Below are 19,883 nucleotides of genomic sequence, written 5' to 3'. Positions count from 1 at the left end.
GGAGCCACCCATGCAGACTGCCACCCTGAAGCCCGAAGCCCTGGCCCAGGTCGACCTGCCCTCGACGCCGCCCGGCACCGATGCCAGGAATATTGACAGCATCTATGACAACCTCGTCCACGGCGTCGGCCACGAGCATGTGACCGAAGCCAATGTCGAAGCGCTGATGCAGCGCGCCGCGGCCGACCACCACCCGGTATTGGCCGAAGAGCTGCGCGAATGGCGCTCAAACAGTGATGGCGACGATGTGAAGCCCGTGGCGAGCTGACGGGCGAGGCGACGGCGCAGGCTGCTACCCTGCCGCCCTTGCGCCCGCCCCAGCCCTCTTTTTCCCGCGTCGAAACCACCGGCCCCTCCCGCCGGGCGCTGTTGCTCGGCCTGCTGGCCGGCGGCTGCACGCCCGACGCGCCGGCCCTGCAGGGCGGCTGGGTCGGCACCCATCCCGAGCGCGGCCATCGGCTGCGGGGCGAAAGACCGAAGGCCGACGGGCCGCTGAAGACCACGGGCGTGCTCATCGTCGGCGCTGGCGTCGCCGGCCTGGCCTGCGCGCGTGCGCTGGCCCGGCGCGGCATCGACGACTTCGCCCTGCTCGACCTCGAAGACCAGGCCGGCGGCAACAGCCGTGGCCACGTGCTGGCCGGCGCGCCCTGCCCCCTCGGCGCTCACTACCTGCCACTGCCCGGCGCCCAGGCGCGTGAAGTCAATGAGCTGCTGCACGAGCTGGGCCTGGCCCGCGAGCAACTCGGCCGCACGGTCTGGGACGAGCGCCACCTCTGCCACAGCCCACAGGAGCGCCTCTTTATCGACGGCGAATGGCGCGAGGGCCTGCTGCCACCGCCTGACGGCGCGCAGTCGCTAGCGCAGTACCGGCGCTTCTCCGCCCTGGTCACCCAGGCCCAGCGCGAGCTCGGCTTTGCCATGCCCAGCCACCGCGCCCGCTGGACCGCCGGCCATGCCACGCTCGACGCCCAGACCTTCGCCACCTGGCTGGACACCGCCGGCCTGAACGATACCCGGCTTCGCTGGTATCTCGACTACTGCTGCCGCGACGACTTCGGCGCCGGGGACAGCACCGTCTCTGCCTGGGCCGGTCTGCACTATTTCGCCAGCCGCCATGGCTTCCATGCGCCCGGTGACGAGGCGGCCGAGCGCGAGCYGGTGCTGACATGGGCCGAAGGCAATGGCTGGCTCAGCGCCCACATCGCCGCGCCGCTGCGCGAGCGCATCCACCTTGGCCGCACGGTGTTGCGGGTCAGCGAACAGCGCCAGGGCGTCGAACTGCTGGCCTGGAACGAGGCGACCGGCGCGCCCGAACGCTGGGCAGCGCGCGCCGTCGTCATGGCCGCGCCCTTGTTCGTGTCGGCCCGGCTGCTGGCCGCGCCGCCTGACGCCCTGCGCTCGGTGAAACAAGCCCACGCCCCCTGGCTGACGGCCAGCATCGCGCTTCGCGAGCCGCTGCTGCAACGCCCCGGCGCGCCACCCTCCTGGGACAACGTGCGCTATGGCAGCGCGGCCCTGGGCTATGTCGACGCGCGTCACCAGTCGCGCGATCCGACACCGCGCCCGCCGGTGCTGACGGCCTACCTCGCCCTGCCCGAAAGCCAGCGTGGCGAGCTGCTGAAGCAGCCTTGGCAGCACTGGGCCCGGATCGTCACCCAGGAGCTGGCCCAGACCCACCCGGACCTGCCGGCCAAGCTCGAGCGCATCGACCTCTGCCGCTTCGGCCATGCGATGAGCATCCCCACACCTGGCCTGCGTGGCTCGGCCGAGCTGGCCGCGCTGAACGCCCAGCGCGGCCGCGTCGTGTTCGCACACAGCGACCTGGCGGGGTACTCGGTGTTCGAGGAGGCCTACACCGCGGGCATTGAGGCGGCCGCGCGGCTCAGCCTTTGAACTGCCGTCTCGCGCGGCGCGAACGCCTTCAGCAAGGCATCGAGCAGGGCCTCGGCCTTGGCGCTGTTGTCGGCGCCGTAGTTGCAGACATAGACGTCCAGCGTCACGCCGCCCAGTTCCGGCCAGGTGTGCACGGCCAGGTGGGATTCGGCCAGCAACACGACGCCGGTGACGCCACTCTGCTCGTCCTTGGGTGCGAAACGGTGGAAGAGTTCGGCGACGCCGGTGAGCCCTGAACGGGTCACTGCGTCGCGGCACAGCGCGGCGAGCGCGTCGGCGTCGCGCATGATCGCCAGCGCCGGGTCGACGCCGTGCAGGTCGGCCGTCAGATGCAGGCCCTGCACGTCAGCCTCCAGTGACGGGAGGAAAGAAGGCCAGCTCGTCGCCGTCCGACAGTACGGCGGACTCGGCGCACATCTTCTGGTTCAACGCTGCGCGCACTGCGCGACCACATGCCAGAGCCTCAGCATGAATGCCACCACGTGCCTGCAGCGACTCGCGCGCCACGGCGACGGTGCTGCCCTCAGGCAAGGTGATCGCCTCGCCCCCGCCCAGCTTCTCGCGCAGCGACGCAAAGAACCGCAGTCGGACCGTGATGCTCACGCCAGCAGCTCCGCGAACGGAATGAAGCGCACCGCGTCGCCGGCCTTGAAGGCCTGGCCGGCGGGGTTGTCGAGCAGGCCGTCGGCCCAGAACGCCGAGGTCAAGACGCCGCTGCTCTGGTTGGAGAACATGGCCAAGCCACCCTCTTCGTCCAGACGCACCCGCAGAAACTCGCGGCGTTTGTCGGGCTTGGGCCAATCAAAGCCGGCCGCCAGGCGATAGCCCCGCGGCGTCAGGCGCGCGGCGCCCTGCAGTTTCAGCAGGAAGGGCCGCACGAGGACGAGGAAGGTCACGAGGCTGGACACCGGGTTGCCGGGCAGGCCGATGAAGTGCGCCTCGCCGACGCGGCCATACGCGAACGGCTTGCCGGGCTTGATCGCGATGGCCCACAGGTCGAGCTGGCCCTCAGCCTGCACGGCGGGGCGCAGATGATCTTCCTCGCCGACGGACACGCCCCCCGAGGTGAGGATGACGTCGGCCTGGGACGCGGCTTCGCGCAGCGCGGCGCGGGTTGCATCGAGGCGGTCGGGCACGATGCCAAGGTCGATGACCTCGCAGCCCAGGCTTTCGAGCAGGGTCCGCAGCGTGAAGCGGTTGGAGTTGTAGATGGCACCGGGCGGCAGCGGCTCGCCGGGCATGACGAGTTCGTCGCCGGTGGAGAACAGTGCGACACGCGGTCGGCGGGTGACGGTCAGCTCGGCGGCGCCAGCGGTCGCGGCCAGCCCGACGGAGACCGCGTCGAGCCGCGTGCCCGCAGGCAGCACGACCGAACCGGCGCGCACGTCCTCGCCACGCAGGCGCACGTTGGCGCCGGCGGTGACGGGCTGGGTCACGCTGACCTTGTCGCCCACCAGCTCGGTGAACTCCTGCATGACGACGGTGTCCGCACCCGGTGGCACATGGGCGCCCGTGAAGATGCGCGCCGCCTCGCCGGGTGGCAGCGGTGCGGGCACGCTGCCGGCGGGAATGCGCTGCGTGACAGGCAATGCCTGGCCCGCATCGGCGGCGCGCAGGGCATAGCCGTCCATCGCCGAGTTGTCGGCCGGTGGCACGTCCACCGGCGAGATCAGGTTCGCAGCCAGCACGCGGTCTACGGCAGCGCTCGTCGCCAGCGTTTCGCGTTCAGCCAGCGGCTGGACCTGCGCCAGCAGCGCGGCCAGCGCCTCGTCCAACGGGATCAGCGGCTTCCTGGGGGCTTCAGACATGGGCGTGAATGTAGGCCTTCACCTGGCCTACATCGGCCGGCATGACCTTCACGCGCTTGGGGAGTTCTTCGATGCCTTCCAGCCCGGCGGGCCGCGGCGGCTCGATGGCCAGGGCCTCGTGGATGGTTGCCGCGAACTTGGCCGGCAGGGCCGTCTCCAGCACCAGCATCGTGACGTTGGGATCGCGCTTCTCCAGCGCCACCTTGAGGCCGTCGGCGGTGTGCGGGTCGATGATGACGCCGTGCTCGGCATGGCAGCGGCGGATGGTTGCCACACGGTCGGCATGCGTGCTGCGGCCGGACACGAAGCCGAAGCCGGCGATGTCGGCATGCTCGCCGCCGCCCAGCTCGAACTGGCTGGCGCCGAAGTGCTGCTTCACGCGACCACCGTCGCGGCCGAGCAGGTCGAAGACGAAGCGCTCGAAATTGCTCGCCTTGGAGATGTCCATCGACGGGCTGGACGTCTCGTGCGTGTCGGCCGTGCTGCGCGGGCGGTAGGCGCCGGTGCGGAAGAATTCGTCCAGCACATCGTTCTCGTTGGTCGCGACAACCAGCTGCTTGACGGGCAGGCCCATCATGCGCGCCACGTGGCCGGCACAGACGTTGCCGAAGTTGCCGCTCGGCACCGTGAAGCTGATCTTCTCGGCGTTGCTCTTCGTCGCCTGGAAATAGCCGGCGAAGTAGTAGACGACCTGGGCCAGCAGGCGCGCCCAGTTGATGGAGTTGACCGTGCCAATGCGGTGCTCGCGCTTGAAGGCGAGGTCGTTGGACACGGCCTTGACGATGTCCTGGCAGTCGTCGAATACGCCATCGATGGCGATATTGTGGATGTTCTCGTCTTGCAGGCTGAACATCTGCGCCTGCTGGAAGGGGCTCATGCGGCCGTTGGGGCTGAGCATGAAGACATTGACGCCCTTTTTGCCGCGCATGGCGTACTCGGCGGCGCTGCCGGTGTCGCCGGACGTTGCGCCCAGGATGTTCAGCGTCTCGCCGCGACGGCCGAGTTCGTACTCGAACAGCGCGCCCAGCAATTGCATGGCCATGTCCTTGAAGGCCAGCGTCGGGCCGTTGGACAGGCCTTGCAGCGCGATGTGGTCGCCCAGCCAGGTGAGCGGCGTGATCTGCTCGGTGCCGAACACTTCGGCTGTGTAGACCTTGCGCGTGATGGCGCGCAGGTCGTCGGCGGGGATGTCGTCGATATAGAGCGACAGGATCTCGAAGGCCAGGTCGGCATAGGCCAGGCCGCGCCAGCGAGTGAGCGTGGCGGCGTCGACTTTCGGGTAGGCCTTGGGCAGGTAAAGGCCGCCGTCGGGAGCGAGGCCTTCGAGCAGGATGTCGGAGAAGCCGCGCTCGGTCTGGTCGCCGCGGGTGGAGATGTACTTCATGTCAGTTCAGGCTCAGGCGAGCTCTTCCTTGCGGATGCGGACGATGGGGGCGAGCACGGTGGGCAGGCCCTGCATCTTGGCCAGGGCCTCGTTCATGCGGCCTTCCACCGTGTCGTGCGTCAGGATGATGAGGTCGGTCTGGCGCTCGCCTTCGCCCGACTCGCGCTGCAGCACGGCGTCGATGGAGATGTCGTGCTCGGCCAGGATGGTGGTGATGCGCGACAGCACGCCCGGCTGGTCGGCCACGACCAGGCGCAGGTAGAAGGCCGTGTGCACGTCGGCCATCTCGAGGATGGGTGTGTCGCTCATCGCGTCGGGCTGGAAGGCCAGGTGCGGCACACGGTGGTCGGGGTCGGCCGTGTGCAGGCGGGTCACGTCCACCAGGTCGGCGACGACGGCCGACGCGGTCGGCTCGGCGCCGGCACCCTTGCCGTAGTAGAGCGTCGTACCGACGGCATCGGCCTGCACGACGACGGCATTCATCGCGCCTTCGACGTTGGCGATCAGGCGGCTGGATGGGATCAGCGTCGGGTGGACGCGCAGCTCGATGCCATTGTCACGACGGCGCGTGATGCCCAGCAGCTTGATGCGGTAGCCGAGCTGCTCGGCGTACTTGATGTCGGTGGCCTGCAGGCTGCTGATGCCCTCGACGTGGGCCTTGTCGAACTGCACCGGCACGCCGAAGGCGATGGCGCTCATCAGGGTCAGCTTGTGGGCCGCGTCCACGCCTTCGATGTCGAAGGTCGGGTCGCTCTCGGCATAGCCCAGGCGTTGCGCTTCCTTCAGCACGGTGGCGAAGTCCAGGCCCTTGCCGCGCATCTCCGACAGGATGAAGTTGGTGGTGCCGTTGATGATGCCGGCGATCCACTCGATGCGGTTGGCCGTCAGGCCTTCGCGCAGCGCCTTGATGATGGGGATGCCGCCGGCCACGGCCGCCTCGAAGGCGACGACGACGCCCTTCTCGCGCGCCGCTTCGAAGATCTCAGTGCCGTGCAGGGCCAGCAGGGCCTTGTTGGCGGTGACGACATGCTTGCCGTTGGCAATCGCCTGCAGCACGAGGCTGCGGGCCGGCTCGATGCCGCCGATCAGCTCGACGACGATGTCGATATCCGGGTTGTTGACGAGCTGCTGCGCGTCACCGACGCAGGGCACGCCGTCACCCACGATGGCCTGGTAGGCCTTGGCGCGCTCGGCGTTGCGGGCGGACACCATCGCGATCTCGATGCCCCGGCCGGCGCGGCCGCGAATCTCGGCCTGGTTGCGCTGCAAGACGTGGAAGGTGCCGGCACCGACGGTGCCGAGGCCGATCAGGCCAACTTGAATCGCTTTCATCGCAGGGCTCTCAGGACAGGAAATCAGGAAGTGTGGCGGCGGCGGTAGCCGGCCAGGAAACGGTCGATGCGGCCAATGGCCTCACGCAGATCATCCACATTGGGCAAAAAGACGAGGCGGAAGTGGTCATGCTCGGGCCAATTGAAACCGGTGCCCTGGACGATCAGCACCTTCTCCTCGGCGAGCAGCTCGTAGGCGAACTGCTGGTCGTCGGCGATGGGGTAGACCTTGGGGTCCAGCCTCGGGAACATGTAGAGGGCCGCTTTGGGCTTGACGACGCTGACGCCCGGGATCTGCGTCAGCAGCTCATAGGCCAGATCGCGCTGGTGGCACAGCCGCCCGGTCGGCGCGACCAGATCCTTGATGCTCTGGTAGCCGCCCAGCGCGGTCTGGATCGCCAATTGACCCGGCGTGTTGGAGCACAGGCGGAGGGACGCCAGCATGTTCAGGCCCTCGATGTAGTCGCGGGCATGGCGCTTCTCGCCGCTGACGATCATCCAGCCGGCACGGTAGCCGCAGGCACGGTAGTTCTTGGACAGGCCGTTGAAGGTGATGAAGAGCACGTCGTCGGCCAGGGACGCCATGCTGGTGTGCGTGTTGCCGTCGTAAAGCGTCTTGTCGTAGATCTCGTCGGCAAAGATGACGAGTTGGTACTTGCGAGCCAGTTCAATGATGCCCAGCAGCAGGTCGTCCGGATACAGCGCGCCGGTCGGATTGTTCGGGTTGCAGACCATGATGCCGCGGGTGCGCGGGCTGATCTTGGCCTCGATGTCGGCCAGGTCGGGCAGCCAGCCGGCGCCCTCGTCACAGCGGTAGTGCACCGGCCTGCCGCCCGACAAGCCGACGACGGCGGTGTAGAGCGGGAAATCGGGCGCCGGGATCAGGATCTCGTCACCATCGTTGACCAGGGCGTTGATCGCCATCTGGATCAGCTCGGAGGCGCCGTTGCCCAGGTAGACATCGTCCACCGTCACACCCTTGACGCCCTGCTGCTGCGTGTAGTGCACCACCGCCTTGCGCGGCGCGAACAGGCCCTTGCTGTCGGTGTAGCCGCCGGCGTCGCCGAGGTTGCGGATCATGTCCTGCACGATCTCGTCCGGCGGCGTCAGGCCGAACACCGCCGTGTTGCCGATGTTCAGCTTGATGATCTTCTGGCCCTCTTCCTCCATCTGGCGCGCCTTGTCCAGCACGGGGCCGCGGATGTCATAGCTGACGCTGGCGAGCTTGCTGGACTTGGCGATGGGCTTCAAAAGGGGCTCCGGCGCAGCAATGCTGCAGTGCAAGAAGGTGCAAAAAGGGGGATCTTGGAGTTTAAGCAAGGCCCGGGCATGCGGCCTGCCGTTCTGCGCGACACTCGCGCCCGGCTTTTCGCACCTTTTCCCGATGAAGTTCCAGCTTGACGAGCCGCAAGGCGGCAACAGCATTTCGCGCCATGACGCCCAGGGGGTCTGGGTCAACGGCCGGCCGCACACGGCGAGTGTCCTGGTCCCCTGGAAAGGCGACGTGGCTGCCTGGGCGCCTTCGCGCTTCGAGGAACTTCAGCCTGCACATTTCGAAGCGATCAAGGCCTTGAACCCCGAACTGGTCGTCTTCGGCAGCGGCGCCCGGTTGCGTTTCCCGAGCCCGGCCCTGTGGCGTGGGCTGGTTGAAGCGCGCATCGGCTTCGAAGTCATGGACAACGCAGCCGCTTGCCGCACTTACAACGTGCTTGCCAGTGAAGGCCGCAACGTTCTGGCAGCATTGCTCATTGAGGGATGACCTCCGCCGGTCGGGAGACCGGGGAGGCTTTATAATCACGGGCTATTGCTTGCGGGCGCCCGCGTAGATTGTTTTTGTGAAAGGCTTCACAGAGCGATCACGAACCGGGGACCCCGTGAGCACAACTCCTGCTGCACCCCCCAATGACGCCTGCGCTCAACAAACCCCTGCCGGAAATTGAGGCTCAAGCCACCGGCGGCGTGAAGTTCACTGCCAATGCCTTCCTGGGCAAGTCGGTCGTGCTGTATTTCTACCCGAAGGACAACACGCCCGGTTGTACCACCGAGGCGATGCAATTCCGCGACCGCCACAAGGACTTCGTGAAGGCCGGCGCGGTGGTGCTCGGTGTTTCGCGCGACAACATGGCCTCGCACGAGAAGTTCAAGCAGGCCCTGGAGCTGCCCTTCGAGCTGATCGCCGACACGGAAGAAAAGCTCTGCCACATGTTCGGCGTGGTCAAGAACAAGATCATGTACGGCAAGAAGGTCAAGGGCATCGAGCGCTCGACCTTCCTGATCGCCCCGAACGGCATCCTGGTGGGCGAATGGCGCGGCATCAAGGTCGCCGGCCACGTCGACGAGGTGCTGAAGGCCGTGAAGGGCCTCAAGAAGGAAGCCGCCTAAGCCGCACAAGGCGCCACATGACGCGCGAAAAACGCGTTGTTTGCTGACATCGCGGGCCCCCGCGGTATGTGCATAATCAGCTCATGCCCCGGGTCGAATCCTTGTCACAGACTGCAAAGCCGCACTCATCCTGTGCGGCTTTTTGCTTTCTGGAGCCTGGATCGCGTGGGGTTCACTTGTCGCCCATCCGCCGTAAATGCCACTGCCTAAGCCTCCTGCACAACGCGCCAGCCGCCTCGATGCCTCTGCTTATTCGGCCACTCTGACCCCCAGCAAACCTCGCGCGACGCCTCCCGTCGTCGTCGCGCCCGCCGCCGCTCCGGTCGCGGTGCCGACAGCCGAAGTGCTGCGGCTTCCCACCCCCACCTCCAGCCCCGCTGCCGCCAGGCCGGGACTGCCCATAAAAACAGCCAGCAAGGCGCCGGCCAGAGCCGCCGCGCCCAAACGCACGCGAAAACCCGCCGGCGCCGCCAAGCTCTTCGTGCTCGACACCAATGTGCTGATGCACGACCCGATGTCGCTGTTCCGCTTCGAGGAGCACGACGTCTTCCTGCCCATGATCACGCTCGAGGAGCTGGACGGCCACAAGAAGGGCATGACCGAGGTCGCCCGCAACGTGCGCCAGGTCAGCCGCGAACTGGACCAGCTCGCCGCCAGCCTGAAGACCAGCGGCATCGAGGAGATGGCCAAGGGCCTGGCCCTGGCCGGCACGGGCCACCGCGAAGCCGAGGGCAAGCTCTTCTTCCAGACCGAGCTGATCGATGCGCCGCTGCCGCAAGGCCTGCCCCAGGGCAAGGCGGACAACCAGATCCTGGGCGTCGTCCAGGCGCTGAAGGGCATGCACCCGGGCCGCGAAGTGGTGCTGGTGTCCAAGGACATCAACATGCGCATCAAGGCCCGCGCCCTGGGCCTGCCGGCGGAGGACTACCGCAACGACAAGACGCTGGAAGACTCCGACCTGCTCTACACCGGCGTCCAGGCCCTGCCCTCGGATTTCTGGGACCGCCATGGCAAGACCATGGAGAGCTGGCAGCAGGGCGGCACGACCTACTACCGCATCAGCGGCCCGCTCGTGCCCACGCTGCTGATCAACGAGCTGGTCTACCTGGAGGCGCCCGGCGAGACGCCCCTGTACGCCAAGGTCACCGAGATCACCGGCAAGACGGCCGTGCTGCGCACGCTGAAGGACTACGGCAATCAGAAGCACGCCGTCTGGGGCGTGACGTCGCGCAACCGCGAGCAGAACTTCGCGCTGAACCTGCTGATGGACCCGGAATGCGACTTCATCACGCTGACCGGCACCGCCGGCACCGGCAAGACGCTGATGACGCTGGCTGCCGCCTTGGCCCAGGTCTTCGATGACCGCCGCTACAGCGAGATCATCGTCACCCGAGTGACCGTGCCCGTGGGCGAGGACATCGGCTTCCTGCCGGGCACCGAGGAAGAAAAGATGGGCCCCTGGATGGGCGCCCTCGACGACAACCTCGAGGTGCTGGCCAAGGGCGGCTCCACCGCCGGCGAATGGGGCCGTGCCGCCACCAATGACCTGGTGCGCAGCAAGATCAAGATCAAAAGCCTGAACTTCATGCGCGGGCGCACCTTCCTGAACAAGTTCGTCATCATCGACGAGGCCCAGAACCTGACGCCCAAACAGATGAAGACCTTGATCACGCGCGCCGGACCGGGCACCAAAATCGTCTGCCTGGGCAACCTGGCGCAGATCGACACGCCCTACCTGACCGAGGGCAGTTCAGGCCTGACGTTTGCGGTCGACCGCTTCAAGGGCTGGGCCCACAGCGGCCATGTGACGCTGGCCCGCGGCGAGCGCTCACGCCTCGCGGATTTCGCTTCCGAAGTTCTTTGAACCGATGCGGCCCCTTCGTGGGGCCGTTTCTTTCCCATCAAATGGTTGCGATACCATTTCGCATTCACTGTCTGGCATTCCCATGATCTACCGCTCCCTCGGCCGCACTGGCTGGAACATCTCTGCCATCGGCTTCGGCGCCTGGGCCATCGGCGGCACCTGGGGCCATACGGATGACAGCGCCGCGATGGCGGCCCTGCACCGGGCGCTGGACCGCGGCGTGAACTTCTTCGACACCGCCGACGTCTACGGCGATGGCCACAGCGAGTGCCTGCTGGCCCGCCTCAAGCGCGAGCGCCCCGGTGAAGCCTTCTACATCGCCACCAAGGCCGGCCGGCGCCTGAACCCGCACGTCGCCGACGGCTACCGCGATCTGCGCCCGTTCATCGAGCGCAGCCTGCAGAACCTCGGGACCGACAGCCTGGACCTGCTGCAGCTGCACTGCCCGCCCAGCGCCGTCTACGCCATGCCCGAGGTCTTCGGCGCGCTCGACGACCTGGTGCGCGAGGGCAAGCTGCGGCACTACGGCGTCAGCGTCGAGCGCATCGACGAGGCCCTCGCGGCGCTCAAGTTCCCTGGCGTGCAGTCGATGCAGATCATCTACAACCTGTTCCGCCAGCGGCCGGCCGAAGCCTTCCTGCCTGCGGCCCAGGCGGCGCAGGTTGGCGTGCTGGCGCGGCTGCCACTGTCCAGCGGCATGCTGAGCGGCAAGTTCACGCGCGACAGCCGCTTCGGTGCCGACGACCACCGTGGCTTCAACCGCCAGGGCGAGGCCTTCGACAAGGGCGAGACCTTCTCGGGCGTCGACTATGAACAGGGCCTGGCCGCCGTCGAAGAGCTGCGTGCGCTGCTGCCGCCTGGCATCAGCATGGCCCGCCTCGCGTTGCGATGGATCCTGATGAACGAAGCCATCACGACCGCCATCCCCGGCGGCCGCACGCCCGCGCAGGTGGATGAGAACGTCAGCGCCGCCGACCTCGATGCCCTGCCTGCGCCGCTGATGCAGTCGCTGGCCGACCTCTACCAGCGCCGCATTGCACCGCAGGTGCACGGCCTGTGGTGAGCCGCTTTCACGTCACATGAAAAAAAGCGGCCCGAGGGCCGCTGCTTCGTTTTCCCTGCGAGAGATCAGACACTGCGACGGCGACCTGCCGCCAAGCCTGCCAGTGCGATGCCCACCAGGGCCATCGAGGCCGGCTCCGGCACATTGACGGTGATGTCGGTGGTCGCGAGGGTGGCGCCGGCCGCATCGGTGACGAACAGGCGGAAGTCCGTCGAGCTGGCCGCATACGGGTTGAAGTTGAAGCCCGGTGTCGTCAGGAAGGACATCTCCAGATTCCACGATTCGCCCAGGAACGTCGGCAGGCCCGCGGTCAGCAGGTCGATGTCGGTGTAGCTGACGGCGGCGCTGCTGTCGGTGTCGATGCCCAGCCAGATCTTGCAGCCCTGGCAGCCCCGAATGTCGTAGGCAAAGTCGAAGCTCCAGTTCGCGTAGTTCTTGCCGTCTGGCAGGTAGACGCCACCTTGCGCCTGGAAGTTACGCACGCCGTCATTGGCCAGAAAGGCGCTGTTCTTGTACGCATGGGCGCCGACGGCGACCTTCACACCGCTGGCCGCCACAGCGGCGAACTGCACGGTCTCCAGGCCGCTGCTGCCCGCAGGCGGCCAACCATCCGCCGCCGTCAACATCGTCAAGGCGGCATGCGCCGAGAGCGGGGCCAGGCCGGCGAAAGCCGCCGTGGCAAGCATCTTCTTGATCATCTGTTTGTCTCCAGTGTGGGCGATGTTTTGCAGGCCCTGTTGACGCAACGACACGCTTTGGGGCGACGCACAATCCCTAGCGCATCAACCATGCCAACACCTCGCCGCTTGTAGGACGGTCCAGTAGGACGAGCACCGCAGGCAACCTTGAAATGCCCCCCACGGTTGAAGGTGGAAATTCCCTCGACATGCGGCAAACCCTAGGGTTAGGCCATTGCGCTGAAATGACCCGTCAGGGAAATGCCACCCAATGCCGATCAGATATCCGGTTAACGATCAATCGCCGCGCTGAACGGCTTTCGAGAATCGTTTCACGCCGGCATCCTGGGCCGTCGCCTGGCGTCCAGCATTGATCAGCCTGTCGATCTGCTCCGCCGGCAGCTTGAGCCGCGTCGGAATCGCGTTCAGCGCCTGCTCCTCGGTCTCGGGCAAATCAGCAAAGCTGATCTGGGTGACGCTGAACTTGATGTCCTCGCAATGCCATTCCGGGTTCAGCGCCCGCAGCGCGGCCTTGCGTTCGTCGCTGAGACTGCAGCGATAGGTCACCAGGTCGCGCTCCCAGTTGCGCACCATGGGCACAAAGCTCGCATAGCTCATGCGCATGGTGCTCTCGATGGCCGTGTCGACGGCGCCGGATGCGATCTCCATGCCCGAGGGGCCGGCCACCTCGCGGGCCCAGTCCGCGCTCGGGCCCTGGCCAGCATCGACGACGATGAAAAGCAGGCGGCGCATCGTCGCCGCGTCCTGCTCGGGGATGGGGCCATAGGGCGTGTTCAGCAGCACGCGGCTTTGCAGGATGGCCACCAGGCCGAGGTTGTCGGTCAGTCCACCGTCGACGAGCTTCAGATAGCGGCCCGCCTTGGGGTCGGCGTTGTCGCGGAACAACCGCGCTAGCGCCAGCCGCAGCCGGTACTGGTCGTCGCGCTCGTCCCGGCGCACCGCCAGGCCCGGCGGCATTTGCACCTGGCAGGCATCGGGAAAGCGCTCCAGCACCACAGGCGCGAAGAGCAGCGGCACCGCCATCGACGCCGCCACCGCCTCGGAGACCGGATAACTCGCCAGGTCACTGCACAGCGCATCGAAGGCACGCTCATGGAAGGGAAAGGCCAGCCGGTACTGCACATTGCTGGCGCTGATCCACACCACGGGCCGCGAGCGCTTGAACATGTCGGCGAATGTCGCGCCCTTGAAGACATCGTTCTCCAGCCAGTCGTTGAAGTCGCTGCGATCGTTCAGGCCACCGGCAAACAGACGCCGCAGGTTGTTGGGGTTGAGCAGGCTGAAGCGCAGGTTGGCTTCGCCGTCGCGCAGCAGCACCTTGTCGCGGAACTCACGCAGGCCCTCGGCGCCGTGCAGGCCGAAGTAGGCCGACGTCAGCGAGCCACCCGACACGCTGGTGATGAAGCTGACCTCATCCAGCAGCGTGCGCCCTGGCGTCGACGCCTGCTCGCGCAAGCCCTCCAGCACGCCGTAGGAAAACGCCGCCGCACGCAGGCCACCACCCGAGAAACTCAGCGCGACGACGGTATCGGCATCCAGCGGCATGGGTGCGCGCTGCATGGTCTGCGCGGCCACCGGCTTGTTGCGCGGCGGGTTCATCGGGGCGCTGGCGCAGGCGGCCAGCAGCAGGCAGGTGCAAAGCAGCAGCAGGGCGCGCATGGAGCGTCTTTCCGTCAAGGTCGGCGCATTCTGCCGATGCTGCCAGCCCCTGTCTTTATTCCCAGTGACAATCGAGCAAATGAACCGCCCCCACGCTCGCATCCGCTCACTGCCCCCCGAGGGGGCGCGTCAGCGGTTTCGGGCGGCCGTGCACCGCTGACATGCCGCAGCCCGACCGCTGGATCGCCCACCTCGACATGGACGCCTTCTATGCGTCCGTCGAGCTGCTGCGCTATCCGCAGCTCAAGGGCCAGGCGATCGTCATCGGTGGCCGGCGGGCGGATGCGCCGCAGCAGCTGGAAGACGGCAGCTGGCGCTACTCCAAACTGCGCGACTACACCGGCCGCGGCGTCGTCACGACGTCCACCTACGCCGCGCGGGACCTCGGCGTGTTCTCGGCCATGGGCCTGATGAAAGCCGCCCTGCGCGCGCCCGACGCCATCCTGCTGCCGGCCGACTTCGACAGCTACCGCAAGTACTCGCGCCTCTTCAAGGCCGCCGTCGCCGAAGTCGCACCGGTCATCGAGGACCGTGGCATCGACGAGATCTACATCGACCTGAGCGACGTTCCTGGCGTGCGCGACGCCGTCGGCCACGACCCGCTGGGCGGCGTGAAGGCGGTGGCCCGCGAGATCAAAAACTCGGTGGGCCGCGCCACCGGCCTGACCTGCTCCATCGGCGTCACACCCAACAAGCTGCTGTCCAAGATCGCCAGTGAGCTGGACAAGCCCGACGGCATCAGCGTGCTGACGCTGGACGACATCCCCACACGCGTGTGGCCCCTGGGCGTGCGCAAGATCAATGGCATCGGCCCCAAGGCGGGCGAGAAGCTCGTCAAGCTCGGCCTGGAAACTGTCGGCGACATCGCCGCCGCCGACCCGGCCTGGCTGGTCGAGCAGTTCGGCGAAAGCTACGGTCAGTGGCTGCACGCCGCCTCGCATGGCCGCGATTCGCGGCCCGTCGTCACGCACAGTGAGCCCGTGTCCATCAGCCGCGAGACCACCTTCGAGCGCGACCTGCACGCCGTGCACGACCGCGCCCTGCTCGGCGGCATCATGGACGAGCTGTGCGAAAGCCTGTCGCGCGATCTCGCCCGCAAGCACTACGCTGGCAAGACGGTGGGCATCAAGCTGCGCTTCGAGGGCTTCGTCACCGTCACGCGCGATCAGACGCTGAAGGCCGCCATCACCAGCGCCGCCGACATCCGCTATGCGGTGGGCTTGTGCCTCAAGCGCGTCACGTTCGACAAGCGCCTGCGGCTGATGGGCGTGCGCATCGGCAACCTCGTGCATGCAAGCGAGGTGCCGCCCCCGGCGCCAGCGCGAGCAGAGCCTCTGCCCACGCTCGACAACCTGAGCTTGTTTTGAGCGACTGGAGCTACAGCGTCTCGGTACGCAGCCTGTGCGAGTTCACTGCCAAGCGCGGCAGCCTGGACCGCCGCTTCACGCCCTCGGCCACGGCGCTGGAGGGCCAGGCCGGCCAGATGGCCGTGCTGGCGCGCCGTTCGCCGGGCTACGAGACCGAACTGCCGCTGGAGGCCGTCCACGGCAACCTGCGCGTACGCGGCCGGGCCGACGGCTACGAGGCCGACGTGAACCGGCTGGAGGAGATCAAGACCATCCGCGGCCCCGTCGAGGCCATTCCCGACAACCGCCGCGCCCTGCACTGGGCCCAGCTGCAGACCTATGGCGCGCTGATTGCCGCCGACCGCGGCCTGACCGAGTTGGAGCTGGCCCTCGTCTACGTCGATGCCGACACGCAGAACGAGACCGTGCTGCGCGAGAAGGTGACGGCCAGCGAGCTGCAAGCCGCGTTCGAGTTGCGCTGCCGGCAGTTCGAGGCCTGGGCACGACAGGAGGCGGAGCACCGCACGGCGCGCGACGCGGGCCTGAACGCCCTGCCCTTCCCCAAGGGCGAACTGCGCCCCGGTCAGCGCCTGCTCGCCGAGGCCGTCTACCGCGTCGCCGCCAACGGCCGCTGCCTGCTGGCCCAGGCGCCCACCGGCATCGGCAAGACCCTGGGCACGCTGTACCCGCTGCTGCGCGCCATGCCGCTGCAGCAGCTCGACAAGATCGGCTACATGACCTGCAAGGGCACCGGCCGCATCACCGCGCTGGAGGCCCTGCATGCGCTGCGAGAACACACGCCGACGAAATCGCTGCGCGTGCTGACGCTGGTGGCCAAGGAGCAGGCCTGCGAACACCCCACCAAGGCCTGCCATGGCGACGCCTGCCCGCTGGCCAACGGCTTCTACGACAAGCTGCCCGCCGCCCGCGCCGAGGCCGTGCAGACGGCCTGGCTGGACCCCGCCGCCCAGCGCCGCATCGCGCTGCAGCACGACATCTGCCCCTACTACCTCGGCCAGGAGCTGCTGCGCTGGGCCGACGTCGTCGTCGGCGACGTGCATCACGCCTTCGACCCCTATGGCCAGCTCTACGGCCTCTCCCAGGCTCAGGGCTGGAAGCTCGCCCTGCTGGTGGACGAGGCCCACAACCTCATCGACCGCGCCCGCGACATGTACAGCGTCAGCCTCAGCCTGGCGCGCGTGCGCGAGGTCATTGCCGAAGCGCCGGCCAGCCTGCGCCCGCCGCTGCGCCGGCTGGCCAAGGAACTGGCCACGCTGARCCGCCGCCAGCAAGGCGACTACCAGGCGCTGGACACGGTGCCCGACGCCCTCGCCGAGGCCCTGCAACGCGTCAACGTCGCCCTGGGCGAGCACGTGCAGAACCACCCGCTCGACGTCGGGGCCATGCTGCAGTTCTATTTCGAGGTGCTGGGCCTGCAGCGCCTGCTGGACCGCTTCGATGCCCATTCGATTTGCGACCTGCAGCGCAGCGCCGCTCCGGGGGACCCCAAGCCGGCGCTGGACGCGCCACGGAACCTCTCGCTGCTGGAAGACGACGACGAGGACGATCCCAACGACGGTCGCGACGTGCTGCTGTCGGTGCGCAACGTCGTGCCAGGGCACTTCCTGAAGGAGCGCTTCGAGGGGCTCAGCAGCGTCACGCTGTTCTCGGCCACGCTCGGGCCGCCCGACTACCAACGCCAGCTGCTTGGCATGCCCGAGGACACCGCCTGGATCGACGTGCCCGCGCCCTTCCCGCCCGAGCACCTGACCGTGCAGGTGGCCCATCGCTTGTCCACGCGCTACGAACATCGCCAGGCATCGTTGGACGCGCTGGTGGACCTGCTCGCCCAGCAGTTCACCGAGCACCCCGGCAACTACCTCGCCTTCTTCAGCAGCTTCGACTACCTCGACAAGGCCTCGGCGCGGCTGGCACAGCGGCACCCACGGGTCACGCAGTGGAACCAGTCGCGCGCCATGGGCGACGCGGCACGGCGCGCCTTTCTGGACCGCTTCGTGGAGGGCGGCCGCGGCATCGGCTTCGCCGTGCTGGGCGGCGCCTTCGCCGAGGGCGTGGACCTGCCCGGCACGCGGCTGATCGGCGCCTTCATCGCCACCCTCGGCCTGCCGCCGGTGTCACCGCTGCAGGACCAGGTGCGCGAGCGCCTGGACACCCTGTTCGGCGCCGACCACGGCTATGCCGACCTTGTGCCCGGCATGCAGAAAGTCGTGCAGGCCGCCGGCCGCGTGCTGCGCTCCGTGGACGACCGCGGCTGGGTGTGGCTGCTGGACAAGCGCTATGCCCGACCCGAGGTGCGGGCCTTGCTGCCGGGCTGGTGGCAGCTGTAGCGCGGCGCACCCACGCCCGCATTCCGGGCCGAGCGCTGGGCCGTCCCCGAGCCGGCCCGCTTGCCGCCGACTGCGGCTCGACGCCGCAAGCGGCGGCGTCCCCCCGGGGGACCGACCAAGCACGCGCGCGTTCAGCGGCGCGGGAATGGGCGAGGGGTAAAGTTGTTTTCATGTTTGACCACGTCAAGTTCGGCGTCAGCGACTTCGCCGCGAGCAAGGCCTTCTATCTCAAGGCGCTGGCGCCGCTCGGCGTCACGGCGGGTGCGGAAGGCGAGCCGAGCTACGGCATCGAGCTCGTCATCGAGGGCCAGGTGACCAGCCTGTGCCTGTTCGAGACCCAGGAGAAGCCGGCCCATCTGCACCTCGCCTTCATGGCGCAGACACGCCAGCAGGTCGATGCGTTCTACCGCGCGGCGCTGGACGCCGGCGCCGCCGACAACGGCGCGCCGGGCCTGCGTCCGAAGTACCACGCGAACTACTACGCCGCCTTCGTCATCGACCCGGACGGCCACAACATCGAAGCGGTCTGCCACGCTCCCAAGGCCTGATATCGCCGTCTTTGTGTAGGGATGTTGCGAGCCGGCTCTCGCGGGCTGCACCCGGTAACCGGCGCCAGGCCAGGGCGTGCCACGCTGCGGGCCTATGAGCCACTTCCTTGCGCCGCCACCCTCACCCACCCGCGCGAGAGCGTCCCGCCTGGCGCCTCTCGCCGTGGCGACCCTGGTTTCGCTGGCCGGCTGCGGCGGTGGCGGCTCCGACTCAGCCACCACCACGCCGACAACGCCCCCTGCTCCTGCTCCTGCTCCTGCTCCTGCTCCTGCTCCTGCCCCGGCGCCAGCACCACCGATCGCCGGAACGCGCATCACCTGCGATCTCGCCAACTTCCAGGACGACATGCTGGCGGCCGTCAACGCCCGGCGCCGCAGCGGCGCCACCTGTGGCGCGCAGGGCGCCTTCGGCCCGGCACCTGATCTGACCTGGAACGCCGCGCTGACCCAGGCCGCCGTGGCGCACAGCGACGACATGGTCACGCACAACTTCTTCAGCCACACCGGCAGCGACGGCAGCACCCTCGGCACCCGCGCGACCGCCGCCGGCTATGTTTGGAGCAGCCTGGGCGAGAACATCGCCGCCGGCCAGTCCAGCGTGGCCGAGGTGGTGGACGGCTGGATGAAGAGCGATGGTCATTGCGCCAACCTGATGAACGCGACCTTCCGCGACATCGGCGTGGCCTGCGTGGCGGGCAACGCCAGCACCACCTACCGCAGCTACTGGACGCAGGACTTCGGCACGCCGCGATAGGTTCCGGACTCGCGGGGCCGGATCGTTGAGTCGGTCAACCAACAACGAAAAAAGCCACGAAGGCGAGTCATTGCGACTCGCCTTCGTGGCTCGTTGACCGAACCGAGGGGTCAGGCCTTCTTTGCCTTGGCGCGACGGGCAGCGTATGCGCCCAGCAGGGCGAGGCCGACCAGGGCCGCCGCGTCGGGCTCGGGCAACTGATTGCCGGCGGCGCCGATCTGGAAGGTGATGAACTCGCCGGTCTGCGCGTCGGTCACGGTGTAGGTGCCGGCAAACATCTGCAGGGAGGCAAACGAGGCGTTGTGGAAAGTCCAGGCTTGATCGGGCGACCAGAACGTGCCTTCCAGGTCTTCGCGCTCGATACCGATGCCCGGAAGCTGGGTGCTGACGGGGCGAACGTAGGTGGTGAAGCCCTTGTGACCAGCGTCGACCGTCGTGTTGAAGCTGGATTGGGCCCAGGGACCGCTCGCAGCGGACCAGGCCGAGAAAGCGGTGCCGGCGTGGAAACCGAAGGACATGTTCACGCCGCCGACGGCCGTGCCGCCCATGATGTCGTGGTTGCCGTTCTCCTCGATACCGGTGCCGCCCCAGCCAGACACGCCCTGCTGAAGCACCAGCTTGCTGGTGTCAATGGTGCCGGAGGAGTTCATCACCACGTTGGCGCCGGATTCGGTGAACGTGAAGACGATGCCCGCGTTGGCCAGGCTGCAAAGGGAAGCCGTCAGGATTGCAGCTGCGAAAGAAGCCAACTTCATGGCGGATCTCCTCAAGAAATTTCAATGATCCCCACAATGCAACGGCCGTG

Annotated in this window: 19 protein-coding genes; 10 read left to right on the top strand and 9 right to left on the bottom strand. The window is 67.7% G+C overall.

Annotated features, from left to right (window positions below):
• Nucleotides 1–10: 10 nt before the first annotated feature.
• A complete protein-coding gene (locus tag AC1DW0_RS02125) occupies nucleotides 11–268 on the top strand; it encodes a hypothetical protein (protein WP_056195613.1) in 258 nt (85 codons plus the stop codon).
• Between the two features lie 38 nt (nucleotides 269–306).
• Entirely contained in the window at nucleotides 307–1,893 is a 1,587-nt protein-coding gene (locus AC1DW0_RS02120; RefSeq protein WP_477944741.1) for a flavin monoamine oxidase family protein, read from the top strand.
• Here the strand turns inward: AC1DW0_RS02120 and speD are convergent.
• The 6 genes from speD to AC1DW0_RS02090 are packed head-to-tail and all read right to left on the bottom strand — an operon-like array spanning nucleotide 1,851 to nucleotide 7,667.
• Nucleotides 1,851–2,237 (bottom strand): adenosylmethionine decarboxylase, encoded by a 387-nt coding sequence (gene speD, locus AC1DW0_RS02115; protein WP_457356412.1) that lies wholly within the window; start codon nucleotides 2,235–2,237, stop codon nucleotides 1,851–1,853. The genes AC1DW0_RS02120 and speD overlap by 43 nt on opposite strands.
• 1 nt (nucleotide 2,238) lies before the next feature.
• On the bottom strand, nucleotides 2,239–2,496 hold the full coding sequence (gene moaD / locus AC1DW0_RS02110; RefSeq protein ID WP_457356410.1) for a molybdopterin converting factor subunit 1: 258 nt from the start codon (nucleotides 2,494–2,496) through the stop codon (nucleotides 2,239–2,241).
• Nucleotides 2,493–3,701 (bottom strand): molybdopterin molybdotransferase MoeA, encoded by a 1,209-nt coding sequence (locus tag AC1DW0_RS02105; protein ID WP_457356409.1) that lies wholly within the window; start codon nucleotides 3,699–3,701, stop codon nucleotides 2,493–2,495. The genes moaD and AC1DW0_RS02105 overlap by 4 nt, the downstream gene beginning before the upstream one ends.
• Nucleotides 3,694–5,085 (bottom strand): threonine synthase, encoded by a 1,392-nt coding sequence (gene thrC, locus AC1DW0_RS02100; protein WP_457323919.1) that lies wholly within the window; start codon nucleotides 5,083–5,085, stop codon nucleotides 3,694–3,696. Before thrC ends, AC1DW0_RS02105 begins: the two co-directional genes overlap by 8 nt.
• Before the next feature lie 12 nt (nucleotides 5,086–5,097).
• Complete coding sequence (locus tag AC1DW0_RS02095; RefSeq protein ID WP_457323918.1) at nucleotides 5,098–6,417, bottom strand: homoserine dehydrogenase; 1,320 nt, start codon at nucleotides 6,415–6,417, stop codon at nucleotides 5,098–5,100.
• A 23-nt stretch (nucleotides 6,418–6,440) separates the two neighbouring features.
• Nucleotides 6,441–7,667: a pyridoxal phosphate-dependent aminotransferase gene (locus AC1DW0_RS02090; RefSeq protein ID WP_457356407.1), complete on the bottom strand. Its 1,227-nt coding sequence runs from the start codon at nucleotides 7,665–7,667 to the stop codon at nucleotides 6,441–6,443.
• A gap of 19 nt (nucleotides 7,668–7,686) precedes the next feature.
• Here AC1DW0_RS02090 and AC1DW0_RS02085 point away from each other — a divergent pair, with 19 nt between their 5' ends.
• The 4 genes from AC1DW0_RS02085 (at nucleotide 7,687) to AC1DW0_RS02070 (ending at nucleotide 11,725) form a co-directional block, all read left to right on the top strand.
• Nucleotides 7,687–8,175, top strand: a complete 489-nt coding sequence (locus AC1DW0_RS02085) for an Mth938-like domain-containing protein (RefSeq protein ID WP_235531919.1) — start codon at nucleotides 7,687–7,689, stop codon at nucleotides 8,173–8,175.
• 143 nt (nucleotides 8,176–8,318) lie between these two features.
• Entirely contained in the window at nucleotides 8,319–8,798 is a 480-nt protein-coding gene (locus AC1DW0_RS02080; RefSeq protein WP_056195593.1) for a peroxiredoxin, read from the top strand.
• A 196-nt stretch (nucleotides 8,799–8,994) separates the two neighbouring features.
• A complete protein-coding gene (locus AC1DW0_RS02075; protein WP_477944737.1) occupies nucleotides 8,995–10,662 on the top strand; it encodes a PhoH family protein in 1,668 nt (555 codons plus the stop codon).
• 82 nt (nucleotides 10,663–10,744) lie between these two features.
• A complete protein-coding gene (locus AC1DW0_RS02070; protein WP_477944735.1) occupies nucleotides 10,745–11,725 on the top strand; it encodes an aldo/keto reductase in 981 nt (326 codons plus the stop codon).
• 65 nt (nucleotides 11,726–11,790) lie between these two features.
• Here AC1DW0_RS02070 and AC1DW0_RS02065 read toward each other — a convergent pair whose 3' ends face one another.
• Both AC1DW0_RS02065 and AC1DW0_RS02060 read right to left on the bottom strand, forming a co-directional pair.
• On the bottom strand, nucleotides 11,791–12,423 hold the full coding sequence (locus AC1DW0_RS02065; RefSeq protein ID WP_477944733.1) for a PEP-CTERM sorting domain-containing protein: 633 nt from the start codon (nucleotides 12,421–12,423) through the stop codon (nucleotides 11,791–11,793).
• A gap of 276 nt (nucleotides 12,424–12,699) precedes the next feature.
• A complete protein-coding gene (locus tag AC1DW0_RS02060; RefSeq protein WP_477944731.1) occupies nucleotides 12,700–14,082 on the bottom strand; it encodes a patatin-like phospholipase family protein in 1,383 nt (460 codons plus the stop codon).
• Between the two features lie 161 nt (nucleotides 14,083–14,243).
• On the opposite strand from AC1DW0_RS02060, the gene AC1DW0_RS02055 reads away from it, so the two are divergent.
• From AC1DW0_RS02055 to AC1DW0_RS02040, 4 genes are all read left to right on the top strand, one after another.
• On the top strand, nucleotides 14,244–15,449 hold the full coding sequence (locus AC1DW0_RS02055) for a DNA polymerase Y family protein (protein WP_477944729.1): 1,206 nt from the start codon (nucleotides 14,244–14,246) through the stop codon (nucleotides 15,447–15,449).
• Nucleotides 15,446–17,776, top strand: a complete 2,331-nt coding sequence (locus tag AC1DW0_RS02050; RefSeq protein WP_477944727.1) for an ATP-dependent DNA helicase — start codon at nucleotides 15,446–15,448, stop codon at nucleotides 17,774–17,776. Before AC1DW0_RS02055 ends, AC1DW0_RS02050 begins: the two co-directional genes overlap by 4 nt.
• Nucleotides 17,777–17,946: 170 nt before the next feature.
• Nucleotides 17,947–18,324 carry a VOC family protein gene (locus AC1DW0_RS02045; RefSeq protein WP_056195580.1) on the top strand — a complete coding sequence of 126 codons (378 nt, stop codon included), beginning with the start codon at nucleotides 17,947–17,949 and terminating at the stop codon, nucleotides 18,322–18,324.
• A 163-nt stretch (nucleotides 18,325–18,487) separates the two neighbouring features.
• Nucleotides 18,488–19,078, top strand: a complete 591-nt coding sequence (locus tag AC1DW0_RS02040) for a CAP domain-containing protein (protein WP_477944725.1) — start codon at nucleotides 18,488–18,490, stop codon at nucleotides 19,076–19,078.
• Between the two features lie 110 nt (nucleotides 19,079–19,188).
• Here AC1DW0_RS02040 and AC1DW0_RS02035 read toward each other — a convergent pair whose 3' ends face one another.
• Nucleotides 19,189–19,833: a hypothetical protein gene (locus AC1DW0_RS02035; protein WP_056195574.1), complete on the bottom strand. Its 645-nt coding sequence runs from the start codon at nucleotides 19,831–19,833 to the stop codon at nucleotides 19,189–19,191.
• Nucleotides 19,834–19,883: the final 50 nt, after the last annotated feature.

The organism is Roseateles sp. P4_D2 (genome assembly GCF_056401875.1).
The sequence above is the reverse complement of the archived record's forward strand: the minus strand, read 5'-3'. Positions and strand labels throughout refer to the sequence as shown.